16 protein-coding genes are annotated in these 18,307 nt (G+C 46.8%); 3 read left to right on the top strand and 13 right to left on the bottom strand.

Annotated features, from left to right (window positions below; translation table 11 throughout):
- Positions 1-143 precede the first annotated feature (143 nt).
- Both M1D67_RS08645 and M1D67_RS08640 read right to left on the bottom strand, forming a co-directional pair.
- On the bottom strand, positions 144-1,187 hold the full coding sequence (locus M1D67_RS08645) for a CAP domain-containing protein (RefSeq protein ID WP_268490312.1): 1,044 nt from the start codon (positions 1,185-1,187) through the stop codon (positions 144-146).
- A gap of 141 nt (positions 1,188-1,328) precedes the next feature.
- Positions 1,329-1,775, bottom strand: coding sequence for a CBS domain-containing protein (locus M1D67_RS08640; RefSeq protein WP_023857262.1), 447 nt, complete (start codon positions 1,773-1,775; stop codon positions 1,329-1,331).
- A 168-nt stretch (positions 1,776-1,943) separates the two neighbouring features.
- On the opposite strand from M1D67_RS08640, the gene M1D67_RS08635 reads away from it, so the two are divergent.
- A complete protein-coding gene (locus tag M1D67_RS08635; protein WP_020451278.1) occupies positions 1,944-2,303 on the top strand; it encodes a YugN family protein in 360 nt (119 codons plus the stop codon).
- Between the two features lie 56 nt (positions 2,304-2,359).
- Here M1D67_RS08635 and ctaG read toward each other — a convergent pair whose 3' ends face one another.
- The 6 genes from ctaG to cyoE all read right to left on the bottom strand — a co-directional run bounded on the left by ctaG (position 2,360) and on the right by cyoE (position 8,422).
- Positions 2,360-3,259: a cytochrome c oxidase assembly factor CtaG gene (gene ctaG / locus M1D67_RS08630; protein WP_261379651.1), complete on the bottom strand. Its 900-nt coding sequence runs from the start codon at positions 3,257-3,259 to the stop codon at positions 2,360-2,362.
- 34 nt (positions 3,260-3,293) lie between these two features.
- Positions 3,294-3,623, bottom strand: a complete 330-nt coding sequence (ctaF, locus tag M1D67_RS08625; protein ID WP_020451276.1) for a cytochrome c oxidase subunit IVB — start codon at positions 3,621-3,623, stop codon at positions 3,294-3,296.
- A 2-nt stretch (positions 3,624-3,625) separates the two neighbouring features.
- On the bottom strand, positions 3,626-4,249 hold the full coding sequence (ctaE, locus tag M1D67_RS08620; protein WP_020451275.1) for a cytochrome c oxidase subunit III: 624 nt from the start codon (positions 4,247-4,249) through the stop codon (positions 3,626-3,628).
- Entirely contained in the window at positions 4,249-6,117 is a 1,869-nt protein-coding gene (gene ctaD / locus M1D67_RS08615; RefSeq protein WP_023857264.1) for a cytochrome c oxidase subunit I, read from the bottom strand. Before ctaD ends, ctaE begins: the two co-directional genes overlap by 1 nt.
- Before the next feature lie 32 nt (positions 6,118-6,149).
- Entirely contained in the window at positions 6,150-7,217 is a 1,068-nt protein-coding gene (coxB, locus tag M1D67_RS08610; protein ID WP_020451273.1) for a cytochrome c oxidase subunit II, read from the bottom strand.
- A 278-nt stretch (positions 7,218-7,495) separates the two neighbouring features.
- Positions 7,496-8,422, bottom strand: coding sequence for a heme o synthase (cyoE, locus tag M1D67_RS08605; RefSeq protein WP_020451272.1), 927 nt, complete (start codon positions 8,420-8,422; stop codon positions 7,496-7,498).
- Positions 8,423-8,824: 402 nt separating this feature from the next.
- Here cyoE and M1D67_RS08600 point away from each other — a divergent pair, with 402 nt between their 5' ends.
- Positions 8,825-9,733 carry a COX15/CtaA family protein gene (locus tag M1D67_RS08600; RefSeq protein ID WP_020451271.1) on the top strand — a complete coding sequence of 303 codons (909 nt, stop codon included), beginning with the start codon at positions 8,825-8,827 and terminating at the stop codon, positions 9,731-9,733.
- Between the two features lie 81 nt (positions 9,734-9,814).
- Here M1D67_RS08600 and pyc read toward each other — a convergent pair whose 3' ends face one another.
- The 4 genes from pyc to glsA form a co-directional block, all read right to left on the bottom strand.
- Positions 9,815-13,258 carry a pyruvate carboxylase gene (gene pyc, locus M1D67_RS08595; RefSeq protein ID WP_020451270.1) on the bottom strand — a complete coding sequence of 1,148 codons (3,444 nt, stop codon included), beginning with the start codon at positions 13,256-13,258 and terminating at the stop codon, positions 9,815-9,817.
- A gap of 78 nt (positions 13,259-13,336) precedes the next feature.
- Positions 13,337-14,548, bottom strand: coding sequence for a putative lipid II flippase FtsW (gene ftsW / locus M1D67_RS08590; RefSeq protein ID WP_479831774.1), 1,212 nt, complete (start codon positions 14,546-14,548; stop codon positions 13,337-13,339).
- A 333-nt stretch (positions 14,549-14,881) separates the two neighbouring features.
- A complete protein-coding gene (locus tag M1D67_RS08585) occupies positions 14,882-15,163 on the bottom strand; it encodes an Fpa/YlaN family protein (RefSeq protein WP_003181465.1) in 282 nt (93 codons plus the stop codon).
- Between the two features lie 132 nt (positions 15,164-15,295).
- The gene (gene glsA, locus M1D67_RS08580) at positions 15,296-16,240 is read right to left on the bottom strand and encodes a glutaminase A (protein WP_371268713.1); all 945 of its coding nucleotides are present in this window, start codon (positions 16,238-16,240) and stop codon (positions 15,296-15,298) included.
- A gap of 102 nt (positions 16,241-16,342) precedes the next feature.
- Between glsA and M1D67_RS08575 the strand changes: the two genes are divergently transcribed.
- Complete coding sequence (locus M1D67_RS08575) at positions 16,343-16,825, top strand: hypothetical protein (protein WP_020451267.1); 483 nt, start codon at positions 16,343-16,345, stop codon at positions 16,823-16,825.
- A 142-nt stretch (positions 16,826-16,967) separates the two neighbouring features.
- Here the strand turns inward: M1D67_RS08575 and M1D67_RS08570 are convergent, their stop codons facing one another.
- Positions 16,968-18,296 carry a PhoH family protein gene (locus M1D67_RS08570; protein WP_020451266.1) on the bottom strand — a complete coding sequence of 443 codons (1,329 nt, stop codon included), beginning with the start codon at positions 18,294-18,296 and terminating at the stop codon, positions 16,968-16,970.
- Between the last annotated feature and the right edge of the window lie 11 nt (positions 18,297-18,307).

Genomic DNA, 18,307 nt, shown 5'->3' with positions numbered 1-18,307 from the left:
AGTGTAATCCGCCCCGGCAAAATGTGTTCGCCTAAAAATTCCTCTTTTTATAGGAGTCCGTGCGGAAGAGTGAGCAGCAGACCAAACATTAAAAGTTTCATGGTTTTCTCTAAAAACTAAAAACCCGGGTATGATCCCGGGCTCTAGTGCCATTCTTTAATAAAGTTCTGCGTATAATATTTCTCGTCCACCCCGACTCCGAGATGAGTATAGTCGGCATTTAATAGCGCTTTTCTGTGTCCTTCGCTGTTTAACCAGCCTTCAACCGCCGCAGGCCCGTCGACATAGTTGAGCGCGATATTTTCCCCCGCCTGCTCAAAGTTCACTTTCCCTTTTTCCAGCCTGTCTTTGAGCGTGCCTTCCGTTTCTGACACATGGGAGAAATAATGGTGCTCTTTCATGTCGCTGCTGTGGCCGTATGCCACTTTTGATACGCCTTCATCCCAAGAGAGCTGGGAAAGACCGTGTCTTGCGCGGATGACATTCGTCAAATCAAAGATCTGCTTCTCATTTGCTTTCTCGATTTTTTTCCAATCCGATTCTGTCAATGCTTGAGGTTCGATCAGGGTGCCTCTGTAGACAACTTCATACGGCCTTTGCTTGATGAAAGTCGGCGCATCAAATGCCCTGATGCTTGACAGCGTCCCCTCGAATTTATCCATATACAGCTGAACATAAATGTCTCCGACTTTCACCGTCGGCCTTGTATTCATGTCTTCCTCAGAAAATTCGAAACGGTATGAACTGCCTTTATATTGAACATTGACATACGGGGCGATCTGGGCGGTTTTGAAAACTTCCCTTGACGGCCGTCCAATTTTAAACGGAGCGGTGTTCAACCCGTCGCCTGTCGCAAACAATGTCACGGCCTTGCCGCCAAGCAAGCCGATTTGAACGTACTGTTTTGCCCCTTGGCTATAGACCCACCATTCATAATCATATGCTGAAGGATCGACCCTGTCCGGTTTCCCCAGTTTCTTTTCGATCGTCTCAGCCGACTCTCCGATAAAAGAAAGCAAGCCGGAATCGGGAATGTTCAAGGATTTCTCTTTTTTCGCATCCTCGTTTGAGACTTGCGGCTTGTCTTCCTTCACAATTTCCTCAGGTGTTGAACCGTATTGAATAAACAGCGTGTATGAAGCCGCAACGATGAGAAGGATCACAACCGCTCTTAATATATTTTTCAAACTTTCACCTCCGACTGACGGATCAATCTATCCATAAAACGGCGCACCGCATCAAAAACTTGCCTTTAGTGTCATTTAAACAGAACTGACATGAATTTTCAATGATAATACAGCCTATTAAGATGTGCGACAAAATATGTTTTAATGAAGAAAATCTCCAGGCCTCTCTTCGTTTTCCGATATAAATGTCAGCGCGTCGCCAGCCTGCCGGTTTGATTTTTTGTGGGTTGAAACATCGCCTAGCGTAATGATGCCCGCAAGCGTCTTTCCCCGTGTAACCGGGACCCTCCTGATCTGATAATCTCCCATGAGATCAACCGCTTTTTCAATTGAATCGTCTTCACTTACCGTAATGAGATCCGTCGTCATGACATTTGTAATTTTTTGCGAATTTGGTTTTTTAACGGCGATCCCCCGCAGCACCAAATCCCGGTCAGTAACGATCCCAACCAGTTCCAAACCGTCATCAAGCACAACCGGAATCGCTCCGACATTTCCGTCTTTCATTTTCACGGCAGCCTCGTACACATTATCAAGAACTGTACAATATAATATTTCCTTTGTCATAATATCTTTCACACGTGTCAATCAGAAGACCTCCTCTTGTCTTTCGTTTGTTCATATTGTCGTCAAGCCGCCCGCGATTCATACTGTTCACAAAAATATTTATATATCGGCTAAAGCCAGGATTGAAAGTTTAACGCTTTCATACTATGATTGTCAGTAAAGGTAATTTTTTAAAGGGGGTTTTACGGGATGAAATTTGAAGAATCCGGTATCGAAGGCTTGACTGCTGACCTTAACCGGTTAGACGACATCATGGAAAACGAAGGGTTCGTAAGAGCTGGCCAATGGGATTATGAACGCGTCACATATGACCGCAAATTCGATATGGTGGAAGGCAGGTACTACCTCCGCGTGTTCGGATATGCCGTCGAAGGCGATGTGGGCGCCCGGCGCGCGGTCATCAAACTGATGACACCGCTTCTGGGCAAATATTATTATCCGCATGGAGTGGAATACGGTGAAAACGAACATTTCCCGCCGCAGCTCCTCAAAACAAGCAAGACGGTGCTGAATTCAATCAAAGAAAAAGTTTCAGCGCTTGAAGTGTAGCAGACGTACATAAAAAGGGTACAGCCCCTCTGATGAGGCTGTACCCTTTTTTCATCTTAATGAACCGTAGACGGCGAGTATCGCTCTTCTTCCAGTTCCTTTTCGTCTTTGGCTCTTTCCTTCCTCGCCCATCCGAAAAAGATAATCGCCAAAAATGTCCCGTACACGATTTCCTGTAAGATTTTCATGACGATCGCGCCAAGCTGCTGATCTTCCAGAACAGGCATGCTGCTGAACATTTCCGGACCTGTAAGCGTCATTCCGCTCAGCGTATCGAGAGGAACGCACAGTTTCATTGCCTCCGCCCATGCGGAAGGATCTGAATATGTCGAATACAGGGTCGTATCGCTGAACATGATCAGCGCGCACGCCGGTGTCAGCAAAATGCCGTCAGCCATAATGTAGCCGAGTTTCAAAAGTCCGTTCATTTGCGGAAGCTCCTCGACCTTGTGAACAAGCGGCCACCACATGAAAAACGCCGCAATGAAGATCAGCACCGTAATGACGGCATGATAAACGGCATCTGTCTTAATAAAATCAAACACCAAAGGAATGTGATACATCGAAAATAAACCGTTAAACACGATAATCGCGATCAATGGTTTTGAAAAAAACCGGAACAGCGGCTTGACGACCGGCAGAAAAATGATCTTTTTCCAAAACCAAGGCGGTATGCCAAGGATGATCAAAGGCGGTACGATCAAATACAAAACCGCCATTTGCGCCATATGCGCGCTGAACATAATATGTCCCAGCAAATCAATCGGACTGCCTTTAGACGCGTATAAAAGAAACATCGCTGTCACGAATAAACCGATTTCTTTCCTGGATGCCCGCTCTTCTTCTGATCCAAATCGTTTCATCAGAAAAAAGTAAAGGACGGTTATGAAAACGACAGCCCCTAGGAAATAGGGGCTCCACAGGGCGCGAAAACCGAATATTTCAAGGCTGCCCAACATGAGGCATCCTCCTTTCTGTATGTCGGTTCGATTACCACCAGATAAGCGTCACAAAAGCCAAAACGGTAACAAAAGCGACCAAAACGCCCGAATAAAGGAACAAAGTCGGCGCTTCATGCCCCCGCTGACTCATATGCATGAAGTAGTACAGCTGAAATGCAACCTGAATGACGGCTAGCAGCAGAATGAACGGCACCGTAAACCATACGCCTGCATCTGAGGCGACCGTTAAAAAAGCGACAAGGGTCAAGCCGATCATCAAACCGAATGAAATAACCTGATATCTCATGTCCTCCGCGTTTTTCTTTTTGCGGTAGGCAAGATCTGTTTTGGGATTCCCTCTGTTTTCGTTATTCACCATTTTTATCCCACCATCCCCATCAAGTATACAACGGTAAAGATAAACACCCAGACAACGTCGATAAAATGCCAATAGAGGCTTGCGACAAAAAACTTCGGCGCGTTGTAAAGGCTTAATCCGCGGCGCGCATTTCTGATCATCAAAGAAAGAATCCAGAGCAGCCCGAACGTAACGTGCGCACCGTGCGTGCCGACTAGCGTATAAAAAGCGGAGCCGAGAGCCGAGCTTTGAATGGTGAACCCATATTCGTGAATATAATGGGTGAATTCATATATTTCAAGCGCCAGGAAGCCTGCACCGAGCAGAACAGTGATTCCGAGCCAAACCTGCATCTTTTTAAAAGCAAAGTTCTTCATATGATACATGGCATATACGCTCGTTAAACTGCTCGTTAAAAGGAGCATTGTCGCCAGAAAGACCAGCCCCATGTCAAACATCTCAGTCGTTTTCGGCCCTCCTGCATTCGAATTCTTCAGCGCAAGGTATGTTGCGAAGAGAGACGCGAAAAGAACCGTCTCTCCTCCGAGAAATAGCCAAAAGCCGATAAACTTATTTTTTCCTTCTAATGTAGCTTTTTCAGGAGAAGCCGGGAAGGTTTCAGCCGTTAATTTCTCTTCTGTATGCATTATGCCTTCACCCCTTTGTCGTCATCATCCATCAGATCTTCTTTATGAATATGATACCCGTGGTCATCAATTACAGACCGGAGAAGCATCATAAATAATGTGATTCCTAATCCAATCAGAATGACAGGCAGCCCCCAGGCAAATTCCGTCCGGTACATGAAGCCGAAAGCCGATATAAACAGCCCGAGTGACATGATGAACGGGAGAATCGATCCGTTTGGCATATGGACGTCCTGAAGCGGCTCCGCGGCGGTCATTGACTGCTTGCCGGCTCTTTTTTCGATCCATAAAGCATCAAGGCCTCTAACTAGAGGCAGCTGTTTAAAGTTGTATTCAGGAGGCGGTGAAGAAACGGCCCACTCAAGCGTTCTTCCGTCATGCCAAGGATCGCTGCCGACTTTTTCCCCTTTGGCAGTCGTCACGATAATATTGATCACGAGTATGATGACCGCAGCCGCCATAAACACAGCTCCGATTGAACTGATTAAGTTCGCCATGTCAAATCCCTGATTCGGCAAGTATGTGAACACGCGTCTCGGCATTCCCCACAACCCGAGCCAATGCTGGATGAAGAAAGTCAGATGGAACCCGATGAAAAAGAGCACAAATGTTATTTTGCCCAACGCTTCGCTCAGCATTTTCCCGAACATTTTCGGCCACCAGTAATGAGCGCCGGCGAGGATGGCAAACACCACTCCGCCGATGATGACGTAATGGAAGTGAGCCACGACAAAGTACGTGTCGTGGAACTGATAGTCAGCCGGTGCAGCAGCAAGCATGACACCTGTCACCCCGCCCATGACAAACGACGGGATAAAAGAAATCGCATAAAGCATCGGCGTTGTAAACTTAATGCTCCCGCCCCAAGCCGTGAGCAGCCAGTTGAAGATTTTAATTCCGGTCGGGACGGCAATGGCCATCGTCGCCACCGCAAAAATGGCGTTCGCCACAGGCCCGAGTCCCGTTGTAAACATATGGTGGGCCCAAACCATGAAGCCTAAAAAGCCGATCAATACGGTCGCAAATACCATTGAAGAATAACCGAACAGCCTTTTTCTCGCAAAAACCGGAATGATTTCCGAAAAGATTCCGAACGCCGGGAGTACGAGAATATAAACTTCAGGGTGTCCGAAGATCCAGAACAGATGCTCCCAAATGATCGTATTACCGCCTAATTCCGGATTGAAAAAGCTCGTTCCGAACAACCGGTCCAGCATCAAGAGCGCGATGCCTACGGTCAGCGGCGGGAACGCGAATAAAATCAAAGCCGAAGCGACGAATGTCGTCCATGTGAAAAGCGGCAGCCTCATGTATGTCATGCCCGGCGCCCTCATATTGATAATCGTCGCGAGAAAGTTAATTCCGGCAATCAGCGTACCGATCCCGGCAATTTGCAGACCGAGAACATAGAAATCGATCCCGTGCCCTTCGGAATGAAGGGAAAGCGACGCGTAAGACGTCCAGCCGGCATCGGGTGCCCCTCCCAAAAACCAGCTTAAATTCAGAAAGATGCCGCCGAAAAGGAACAGCCAGAAGCCGAGCGAGTTCAAAAATGGAAACGCAACATCCCTCGCGCCTATCTGCAGCGGAACGACGGCGTTCATCAGTGCGAACAAAAGCGGCATCGCTGCCAGGAAAATCATCGTTGTACCGTGCATCGTCATGATCTCATTGTAGACTCCGCCGCTCATGATGTCATTGTTCGGTATCATCAGCTGAACCCTGATCAGCATCGCTTCGATTCCGCCGAGCACAAAGAAGAACCCGCCGCCCAGCAAATAAAGGATGGCAATCTTTTTATGATCGACAGTCGTTAAATAGTCCCATAATACAGCCCCAAAACCTTGCTTTTTCTTAAGCGTACTCACAATGTAACCTCCCTCATTCTCCCTTTGAAGCGTTAGTCTTCCGTTTTTAACCCCTTTAAATATTCAGTCAGTGCATCAAGTTCCTTGTCGCTCAAATCAGGGTATGTGCCGGTCATTTTGTTGCCCGGTTTTATGCTTTCAGGATCCTTGAGCCACGCTCTCAAGTTTTCATCGCTGAATTCCTTCACACCGGCGATCGTCGACCGGTCTCCAAAAGTCGCGAGGTTCGGAGCCGTTCTGGCCGCTTCCGCCCTTTGATCTTTTGAATCGGTCGCATGACAGCTCAGGCAGTTTTTCTCTTTGAACACTTTTTCTCCTTCAACAGCGAGATCGGTTTTCGCCCCCGCTTTATAGTTTTCCATATCGCTCATCCATTCCTTGAACTCATCCTTCGAAACCGCTTTAACTTTAAAGTCCATTAAAGCATGGGAAGGTCCGCAGAGCTCGGCGCATTTCCCGTAGAAATAGTCTCCGGCTTTTTCAGCGCGTTTTGAATCGAACGTTAAGAAGAATTTGTTTTCATTGTCTGTGTTCGTATCAATCTTACCCCCGACTGAAGGAACCCAGAATGAATGTTTGACATCGGAAGCTTTCAGCTTAAAGTAAACGCGTTCATCGGTCGGCACGACCAGCTCCTGGCTCGTCACCACGCCGTAGTCAGGATATTCGAATTCCCACCAGTAAAGGTTCGCCCGGACATTGACGACCAGCGCCTTCTCCGGATCCCTGTTTTTCTTATCCATCGGTTTTGTATCAGCAAGATCAAAGGTCTGTGCGACAACAGGAACAACCAGGATAAGAAGGAGAAGAATTGGAATAACAGTCCATAAAATTTCTAAATTGCGGTTTCCTTCAACCTGTTTCGGGATGTGGTCATCACCGAGCTTAGATCTTCTGTACCTGACGATGACAAATACGAAAATGAAACTTACCACCACTACAACAACAACCATGATCAGCGTGCTGAGAATCATTAGGAAATACTGCTGATCAGCCACCTCGCCCGCCGGCTGCAGCGTTGATATGAACGGTTCTCCGCACCCTGCTAAAACGAGCGCCAAAATAGTGAACAGCGACATCAGACGCCATTTCTTTAACATTTCTTCCCAACCCCTTTTCAATCAATCCTTTTGAAACTTTCACTGTTCAAACGTTTATAGGACACCTATTCATTCATCTGACTCCCCACTTAAATTAAAGCACTTACATTTCCTCATTTCTTAAATAATGAGGTTTTTTACTCAAAATACCATCTATGTATGAACGTAAAGCCGCCTTGTTAAACATAATCGAAAAAAATCGATAAGGCGGCTTTTACATGATTGTTGTCTGTTTGAAGTGTTAAGTGACAGCCTTCAATGTGATGAATTATAGAGTTCTATCCAATTTTAAAAAGTGTGAATACGACCATGGCAACGAAGAATATGGTCAAGTAATTTAATGAATATACAAACATGAGCGTTGCCCACTTCATGATATTTTTGCTTCTGTAACCGACCAGACCGCAAACGAGCCAGCCGATATTTAGTACCGTTCCCAAAATGACGATCGGCAGTCCGAGTCCGCCCAGGAAAAACGGCAGCGGCATTAAGCAGGCAATCCAAATGATGATTTGCCTTTTCGTCACTTCAAAACCGTGTACAACAGGCAGCATCGGTATATTTGCGGCTCTGTATTCCTCCGTTTTCTTAATCGCAAGCGCCAGAAAGTGGGGAATCTGCCAAATAAACATGATTAAAAACAGCACCCACGCCTCAACTCCGATGGAGCCTTGGACAGCGGTCCATCCGATCAAAGGAGGAACAGCCCCTGACACACTTCCGATAATCGTATTAACGGTATAGCGGCGCTTTGACCACATCGTGTATAGAAACACGTACGTAAAGACGCCGACAAAGCCTACTGCGGCAGTTGTCAGATTGGTCATCAGCAGCATGATAAAACCGAGCGCAGTCAGCAGAATGCCGAACCACAATGCCTGTGAAGGCTGGATTTTACCAGTCACCGTCGGCCTTGTTCTCGTCCGCTGCATAAGCTGGTCAATATCACGGTCATAATAGTTGTTGATGACGCATGATCCTGCGATAATAAGCGAGGATCCCGCTAAAGTGAACAGCACGATATCAAGGTTTCCTAGAAAGCTCAGATTTGAAAAGTAAAAAGCGAGCCACAAGCCCGTAAAAGTTGTTATCAGGTTCGAGTAAACAATCCCGACTTTGATAAGGGCGAGGAAATCTTTCCATGCTGTCGTCTCTTCTATTTGTCCATTCATTGCTGTATCAGCTGTAATTCTTGTTTCAGCCATAATACTAACCCCCCTTACTCAAACCTTCATCACGTCAAGAGAAGCGGTATATTCATAAAAAACCTACAACTCTATCATACAAGATTACCGGTTGGAAAAAAACAGCCTATTAAATATTAATCGACAAACCGGTTTATATTTGTGAACTTTTTATGACTTTCTTTACAGATGAAGGAAAAGTTGTGAACAAGAGCGGAAAACCACTGTCATTCTAATATAGTTCTATCAAACGAAGCCACAATTATCAAGTCTTCAAAACCAATAAAAATGTGAACGCCTTCTATTGCATTTTTGTGAACAATAATCATTATGAATTGCAGCAGAACATCAATTCGCTTACACTTGAAGGTGGTAAATATCTTTTTATTAGTCAGTTTGCATTAAAAAAGGAGAATTGAATTTATGAATAAAGCATTAAAAGGCTTGGGAATTATCACAACTATCGCCATGCTTTTCGTGCTGATCGGCGGCGCCCTCGTCACAAAGACGGGTTCGGGAATGGGCTGCGGCAGATCTTGGCCGCTTTGCAACGGAAGCATATTCCCGGCTCTAACCCTTGAATCGATTATCGAATGGAGCCACAGGTTTGTCAGCGGCACATCCGGCGTCCTTGTGCTGGCTCTCGCCATTTGGACATGGAAAAAAATCGGCCATATCAGAGAAACGAAATTTCTCGCGGTGATGTCGGTCGTCTTCCTCATTCTTCAGGCGCTCCTGGGCGCTGCGGCGGTCGTCTTCGGGTCTTCGGCCCTGATCATGGCTTTGCACTTCGGAATCTCGCTTATTTCCTTTGCATCTGTTCTGCTGTTGACGCTCCTCGTGTTTGAAGCTGACAGCAAGCAGAAAGCCGAATCGTTTTATATAGGAAAAACCATGCAGTTTCATATGATAGGAATCATTATATACACATATGTCGTCGTTTATACAGGCGCATATGTCCGGCATACGAAGTCAAGCCTTGCGTGTCTTGACTTTCCGATGTGCAGCACACAAAACGGCTGGCTCCCAGGGAAGTTTCACGAATGGGTGCAGATGGGACACAGGGCTGCGGCGCTTCTTCTGTTCGCTTGGATCATTGCGGCAGCGATACATGCGGCCAAACAGTATAAAAATCAAAAACGCATTTATTGGGGCTGGATGATTTCCCTGATCCTGATTATCCTTCAGGCTGCCTCAGGAATTGCGGTTGTCTACAGCAGGCTGGATTTGGGATTTGCACTCGCCCACGCTTTCTTCATTTCCTGCCTGTTCGGAATCCTTTGCTACTTCCTGCTGCTTGTTGCGCGCTATCGCAGACAGGCGCAAAAATAACAATAAACGGTTGATCCCCCGCCTGTTGCGGGGGATTTTTTCATAAAAAAAGGCCGCCGACAAAAGTCAGCGGCCGCACTTTTATTTTTTCAGCTCAATGAGGAGGTCGCCGGTTTGAATGGCTTCTCCGTTTGTCACATGAATGTTTTCAACAGTTCCTGAAAACGGAGCCTGAACGGTCGTTTCCATTTTCATTGCTTCATTGATCATTAAATGATCGCCCTTCTTCACTTGGTCCCCTTTGCTTACAAGAAGCTTAATCACCGTTCCCGGCATGGACGCCGCGATATGATTCGGGTTTGAACGGTCGGCTTTCACCTTTTGATGAACGGACGATTTAATGCTTTCGTCTTTAATGACCACTTCGCGAGGCTGGCCGTTCAGTTCAAAGTAGACGACTCTCGTTGCATCAGGACGCGGTTCGCCGATAGAGACAAGTTTGACGATCAGCGTTTTCCCTCTTTCGATCTCGACTTCGATTTCTTCGCCGAGCGTCATGCCGTAGAAGAAGGTCGGTGTATCAAGCACTGAGATGTCCCCGTACAGTTCCGCTGTCTTAACATACTCGGTAAACACTTTCGGATAAAGCGCATATGCAACAGCATCCTGATCGGAAAGCTCCAGATCATGCGTTTCCTTAAACTCCGCTTTTATATCGTCAAACGAAACGGGTTCGAGAAGTTCTCCAGGGCGCACTGTAATCGGCTCCTGCCCTTTCAAAATCAGCTTTTGCAATTTCTCAGGGAATCCGCCGTGAGGCTGGCCGATATACCCTTTAAAAAGCTCGACTACTGAGTCAGGAAAATCGAGTGATTCTCCTCTTTCGTAAATATCATCTTCCGTCAGGTTATTTTGCACCATGTAAAGTGCCATATCCCCGACGACTTTAGATGACGGCGTAACCTTTACGATGTCCCCGAACAGGTGGTTGACCCGGCTGTACATTTCTTTCACTTCATTCCAGCGATCACCGAGGCCGACTCCCTTAGCCTGCTGCTGAAGGTTGCTGTATTGGCCGCCAGGCATTTCATGCTTGTAAATTTCGGTATGAGGCGCGTTCATGCCGCTCTCAAACTCGCTGTAGTATTTTCTGACAGACTCCCAATATTGAGACAGCGACTCTACCGCATCGACATTCAGCTGCGGACGGCGTTTATCGCCTTCAAGCGCATGATAAAGCGAGCTTGCGCTTGGCTGTGATGTCAGGCCCGCCATAGAGCTGACCGCTACGTCGACGATGTCGACGCCTGCTTCTATCGCCTTCGCGTACATAAAAATACCGTTGCCGCTCGTGTCGTGTGTATGCAAGTGGATCGGAATATCGATCGTCTCTTTCAAAGCTGACACCAGTTCGTATGCTGCTTGAGGTCTCAGCAGGCCGGCCATATCTTTAATGCCGAGAATATGCGCCCCCGCTGATTCAAGCTCTTTTGCCATTGACGTATAATATTCAAGGTTATATTTTGTTCTGTTCGGATCGAGAATGTCTCCGGTATAGCAGATCGCGGCTTCGGCAAGTTTGCCCGACTCGCGCACTGCATCAATGGCGAGCGTCATCCCTTTAACCCAGTTCAAGCTGTCAAAAATGCGGAATACATCGATTCCGGCCGCAGCGGATTCGCTGACAAACTTTTTAATCAGGTTGTCAGGGTAGTTTGTATACCCGACGGCATTCGAAGATCTCAACAGCATTTGAAACATCGTATTCGGAATTTCCTTCCGCAGCTTCTCAAGCCTTTTCCACGGGTCTTCTTTCAAGAAACGGTAAGCGACATCAAAAGTGGCGCCGCCCCACATTTCAAGGCTGAAAAGCTCAGGCCAGAGCGCAGCTGTCGGATTGGCGATTTTCTCCAAATCATGCGTTCTGAATCTTGTCGCAAGCAGTGACTGATGGGCATCGCGGAACGTCGTATCAGTGAGAAGCACTTCCTCTTGATCTTTCACCCATTTGACGAGCCCTTCAGCTCCGCGTTCATCAAGAATCTGTTTTGTTCCGCTCGCGATCGGCTGATCGACATCCGTTTTGACGATCTGGGGTTTGTCGAACTCCGGCTTCTTCTTTTTATCAATGCCCGGGAAGCCGTTGACCGTTACGTTCCCGATATACGTCAGCATTTTTGTTCCGCGGTCTCTCTGCTTAGGAAAGACAAAGAGTTCCGGCGTTGTATCAATAAAAGACGTGTCGTATTGCCCTGTGAGAAATTTTTCGTGTTTCGCCACGTTTTCAAGGAAAGGAATATTCGTTTTGATTCCCCTGATCCTGAATTCCTGTAGGTTGCGGACCATTTTGGCCGCCGCCTGTTCAAACGTCAGAGCCCAGGTTGAAAGCTTAACAAGCAGCGAGTCATAATAAGGCGTAATGACAGCGCCCTGAAAACTGTTTCCGGTATCAAGCCTCACCCCGAAACCGCCGCCTGAGCGATATGCCATGATTTTGCCTGTGTCAGGCATGAAATTGTTTGACGGGTCTTCAGTCGTAACCCTTGACTGGATCGCATATCCGTGCAGCGTGATGGCATCCTGGTTCGGAATGCTGATTTCGCTGCTGCCTAGACTGAGTCCGGCAGCAATCAGGATTTGTGTCTGAACGATATCGACACCCGTCACCATTTCCGTAATGGTGTGCTCCACCTGAACACGCGGGTTGACTTCAATAAAGAAAAACTCATCGTTCGCAACTAAAAATTCAACCGTTCCGGCATTGACATAATCAACATTCTTCGCAAGCTTAACGGCAGCATCGCAAATCTTTTCCCGGAGGGACTCAGAAAGCGAAACGCTCGGCGCTATTTCGATAACCTTTTGATGACGCCTTTGCACAGAGCAGTCACGGTCGTAAAGGTGAACCACGTTACCTTCTTTATCTCCGATGACTTGAACTTCAATGTGCTTCGGCTTTTCGATCAGCTTTTCGACATACACTTCATCATTGCCAAAAGCGGCTTTCGCCTCTGATTTTGCCCTGTTATAGGATTCCTCCAGCTCCGATTCGTCTCTGACGATCCGCATGCCGCGGCCGCCGCCGCCAAGCGACGCTTTGATGATAAACGGATATCCGAACTCCTCCGCAAATTGTTTGACCTCCGCGATATCAGCCACTGGGCCGTCGCTCCCCGGTATGACGGGAATTCCTGCTTTTTCAGCTTGTTCACGGGCTTTTACTTTGTCTCCAAACATATCGAGGTGCTTGGAGGTCGGTCCGATAAAGATGATGCCTTCCTCTTCACACCGCTTGGCAAACTGAATGTTTTCAGACAGGAAGCCGTAGCCCGGATGGATGGCATCCACATGGTTGCGTTTCGCAATCTCGATGATCCCTTCAATATCAAGATAAGCATCAATCGGCTTTTTCCCTTCGCCGACCAAGTATGCTTCATCGGCTTTGTATCTGTGGTATGATCCGCTGTCTTCTTTAGAATAGATCGCTACCGTACGGATATTCAGTTCTGTGCAGGCGCGAAATACGCGGATAGCGATTTCCCCTCTGTTTGCAACAAGAACTTTTTGAATAGACTGTTGTGACATGTCGTTCCCCCTCATCCGCTGTTTTAAGTATGTATCTATTCTAAATGAATCGGATGGACATTGTACACGCTTAGTTTTTTAAAAATTTATACTTTTTTTATATTGATTTTCTTTGGTTTTTGTAGTAACGACAGGCTGTTTTCGTTTGAACCGGTCAAAGTATTCATTAAACATGCTGATGTTCACCAATATCCCCGCGCTTGCCATCAGCAGAATGAGCGATGACCCTCCATAGCTGATAAACGGAAGCGTCACCCCTGTCAAAGGAATCAAGCCGGATATGCCGCCCAGGTTCACGAAAGACTGGATGGCGATCATGCTTGATATCCCGATCGCAAGCAGGCTTCCAAACGGGTCGTCGCATTTTCTCGCAATATAAAACCCTTTTAAAACGATGAAAGCGAGCAGCAGCACGACAAAAAGGACGCCGAAAATGCCGAGCTCCTCGGCGATGACCGCCATAATGAAATCGGTGTGCGTTTCAGGCAGATATCCATACTTCTGCACGCTTTCGCCGAGACCCAGGCCGAACAGCCCTCCCGAACCGATCGCCAAGTAGGAATTGACGACTTGAAAGCCCGAATCTCCCGCATCTTTAAACGGGTTTTGGTAGCTTTCAAACCGCTTCATCCGTCCTTCTGTTAAAATGCTGTCCCAGTTGAAATAAATGAGCGGGCTGACGAGCACAAGGACAGCCCCGGCCAAAAGTACGAGCTTTAACAGCGTTTTGCCGCTGAATCCCGAGCACAAAATAATGCACAAAGCGATTAAAGCGATGATAAAGGCCGTTCCCACATCCGGCTGAGCAGCGACCAGGGCGCAAATGAAAAGCGTGATGATCGCGGGAGGGGCGATTCCGGCTCCCAAGTTGTCAATATAGCTTTGCTTTTTGGCATAGACGGAAGAAAGATACAAGATGACGGTCAGCTTGACAAACTCCCCCGGCTGGATGCCGTAATTCGAAACCCTGAACCAGCTTTGGGCATTCCCGGCCACGTGTCCGACAACGAACAGCCCGAACAAAGCGACAACGGAAATGAGCAGCAAAAACTTTTGGAATTTTTGATTGGCAAAAGCCTTATACGGAAAAAGCGCCGCGCATAAAAATATGACGGTTCCGAGCACCAAAAACATCAGCTGCCTGTCAAAAAAGTAGCTGCTGTCTTGTCCATACCTTGTCACGGCTGTGATCATGCTTGAGCTGTACACCATGACGAGCCCGAACCCGCACAGCAGGAATACAGCGAAGATTAATGAATAATCATAGGATTTGAGCATTCTTTTTATCATATTATTATCCTCTTCCTTACTTGCCTTCAAAATGTGTTTGTGGTAACTCCTTCGTTATTTTACTACACTTTCTTAAAAAGCACGAAAGATACCCTTTTCATAAGACTTCGAATCTCGTCTGAAAGAAAAGTCCGTCTGTTCCAAGACTGCCGTTCTATTTTTTTATCGGCATACCATGCGTCTTCGTTTATTCGGCACGAACAGCATTCATTCCTTCATCAGCGGACGTTTTCTTTCTCATTCCATAACAAAAAAAGCCTGCCGGCAGTTTGTTTCTATCGAAACGTCGTCGACAAGCTGACTCAGACAGAAAGATTCTTCTGAGGTGTTCATTTATTTTTTTGTAAATGCATCATGTAATGCAGACAATTCACGTTCCAGCCTGTAAAGCAGTTCTTTACCCTCTTCTTCATCCACTAATCCAAGGCGGACAGCAAAATCAATTTCCCTAGAGAGTCCGAACATTTGTGTATCTAAAACCTCTTCATAAAGAGGACATTGAGGCATCGTTAAGTTGTCCATTTGCACTTGAATCAGCTTTAAGATTTTATCAGCATCACGTTTTAACAGGGCAAGTGCTTTTTCACGATGGTCGACTACAATCTCAGACGCCAAAAGTATCCCTCCGTTCCCCAGGCGAGTACCTAATTCTTCTATTTATGATAAAGCCTCAGCCGAAAAAAAGCAAGCTATTTCTGTCCTTTCGCCGTATTTCAAAGACTCGCATTTTAAGCTTCCGCTCACGTTTTAAAAAATGCTTAAACTGTAGTTCGCCGATAACAGCTCTAAAAGCCGGATTCCAGCGATGCTGTTTCCCTTTTCATCAAGCGAGGGCCCGAAGATGCCGATGCCGAAACGGTATGGGGATAGACCCATGATTCCCCCTGAAACCCCGCTTTTGGCGGGTATGCCGATTTTGATTGCGAATTCGCCGCTGGCATTATACATTCCGCATGTCACCATAAATGTTTTGCAAATTCTCGCGATATCCTTCGGTATGATTTGTTCTCCCGTTTCGGGATGCTTGCCGTTCAAAGCAAAAACAGAACCGATTTTCGCCAAGTCTAGGCTGTTCATTTCAATGGCGCACTGCTTTGTATACACATCCATGACATCCTCAACCTCAGCCTGAAAAATACCGTGCTCTTTCATGTAGTAGCACATCGCCCTGTTGACCATCGAGGTTTCAAATTCAGATTCGGCGACCTTCTCACAAAAGGTAATATTCCGGTTATTTGCCAGTTTTTTAATAAAATCAAGAAGCCTGCCGATCTTATCGGCATTCGTCTCTCCTTTAATCATGCTTGTCACCACCAATGCTCCGGCATTTATCATCGGATTCAGCGGCTTCCCCGGGTTGACGGTTTCAAGTTTGATGATGGAGTTAAACGGATCACCAGTCGGCTCTTGTCCTACATAATGAAACACTGTTTCCGGACCGTGATCGATCAGGACGAGAGCAAGCGACAATACTTTTGAGATGCTTTGCAGAGTGAAGGCTTTTTCCACGTCTCCCGCTGATATACACGTCCCGTCCGTAAAGTAGACCGCCGCCGATAAATCGTCCTCCGATAATTCAGCCAAAGCCGGTATGTAAGATGCAACCTTTCCTTTGTCCGTCACTTTTTTCGCTTCCGTGACAAAATATTCAAGCTCCTCATTATCCCGGCAATTCAAGTTTTTTCCCTCCATCCGAGCGTCGTTGCTGTTATCTTTCCCGGAGAGGGCTTTTGTTATGAGAAGTGACAATTTGAAAGAAAGCGCTTATAATTTTTGTGAGGGAGTGGTAGAGACATGAGCATTGTAACGATCACAGGAAATGTAAAGTATTCGATTACGCTCGATCCGAGCGTTTGGATTTTTGATGACCGAAAATTTGATCTCGATCAGTTCTTTTCAGATTTCAGAGAGGTAAAAGATGAAGAAGACGACCTTGTGATTGACCGGGAACGGCAAATCAGGGAAGGTACTGTATCGCCGCCGACACTGAAATCAGAGAAAAAATATGAAAAGGAGAAATTGCTTGACGGCACTTTCGGGATCAAGCTTGAACCTTTTTTAAAAAATGCGGAGGTGACAGGCTCCGCCGTCAAATGCCTCTTCAAAACGGAAGGTGAAGACGTTTCCGTTCCGATCGAAGAAGCGGGCGGCATGATTCTCTGCTTCAGCAACAATGGCAAGCCGCTTGGCGAAGACGGGCCTGTACACGTTTATTTTCCCGACGGTTCAAACAGGATGACTCCTGTGAAACGAGTAAAAGAAATTCACATTGTTTAAAGCTACAACACTGCAACGGGTGCGCCGGAGGCGATGAAAAAATCCGCCTCCTCTTTCCCGGCCGGGCTATCGGCACTTGCCGGCAACCCGGCCCGCGGGCCATGCAAGTTGCAACCCGGGTTAAACGCCCGGGTTTTTTTATTTACAGCAGATCGGCTGCAAGCCTGGCGAGCCGGGAGCGCTCTCCTTTTAAAAGCTTCACGTTTCCGGAAATTTTTTGATCCTTAAAGCGCTCGACAACATAGGCCAGGCCGTTGTTCATCGCATCTAAATAAGGATGGTCGATCTGTTCGGTGTCTCCCATCAATACGATTTTACTGCCTTCCCCGACGCGGGTCAGAAGCGTTTTGACTTCATGCTTGGTCAGATTTTGAGCCTCATCAATGATGATGAATTGGTCAGGAATGCTTCTGCCCCTTATATATGTGAGGGCTTCGACTTGAATGGAGCCCATCCCCGCTAAAATATCATCAAGCTCCCCCGGCTTTTTTGCATTGAACAAGTATTCCAGGTTATCAAAAATAGGCTGGACCCACGGACGAAGTTTTTCTTCTTTTTCACCCGGAAGATAGCCGAGATCTTTTCCGACAGGAACGATCGGCCTTGTGACAACAAGTTTTTTAAAATTCCCCAGGTCTTCTGTCTGCAGCAGCCCTGCTGCCAACGCAAGCAGGGTTTTTCCTGTGCCGGCTTTTCCAATCAGGGTGACAAGCGGAATATCTTGTCTTAAAAGAAGTTCCAAAGCCATCGTCTGCTGTACATTTCGCGAACGTATGCCCCAAACCTGTTCCTGATCGAAAACAAGCTTTTTAACGGCTTTTCCGCTTTGATCTACGATCCCTACGGCAGAGGATGATCCGCCGAGCGCGTCCTTCATGACAACAAACTGGTTCGGACGCAGCATCTCACTGCTGATTTCGTGAAGCGGCAAATCGTGATGTTCAAAAAAGGAATTCATCTGATCCGGGCGAATGTACACGTCTGTATAACCGCTGTATATATCATCATTGTCGACAACCCTGTCGTGCAAAAAATCCTCTGACATCAAGCCGATGGCATCGGCTTTGACACGGATCAGCATATCTTTGCTGACAAGGATAACCGGCCTGCCGTCTTCTTTCGTTTCCTCTTCCAGGCTGAGGTTTTTCGCTACGGCTAAAATACGGTTGTCGCTTGTTTTTTCGATAAAAATTTCTTGAAGCTGCTGAAAAGAGCGATGGTTCAGCTCGATTCTCAAGCTTCCTCCGTTTGGTAGGGGAACATTTTCATACAGCCTTCCTTTTAAACGCAAATCATCTATCAATTTAGATACGCGCCTTGCATTCCTCCCAATTTCATCCATGTAGCGTTTCTTTGAGTCGACTTCCTCCAATACGACAGCCGGGATGACAACCTCGTTATCTTCAAAAGAAAAGATTGAATTCGGATCCTGCAATAACACATTCGTATCCAGCACATAAATTTTACTCAATCTTCCGCCTC

This window comes from Bacillus sp. PK6-025, from assembly GCF_056530265.1.
The sequence above is the reverse complement of the archived record's forward strand: the minus strand, read 5'-3'. Positions and strand labels throughout refer to the sequence as shown.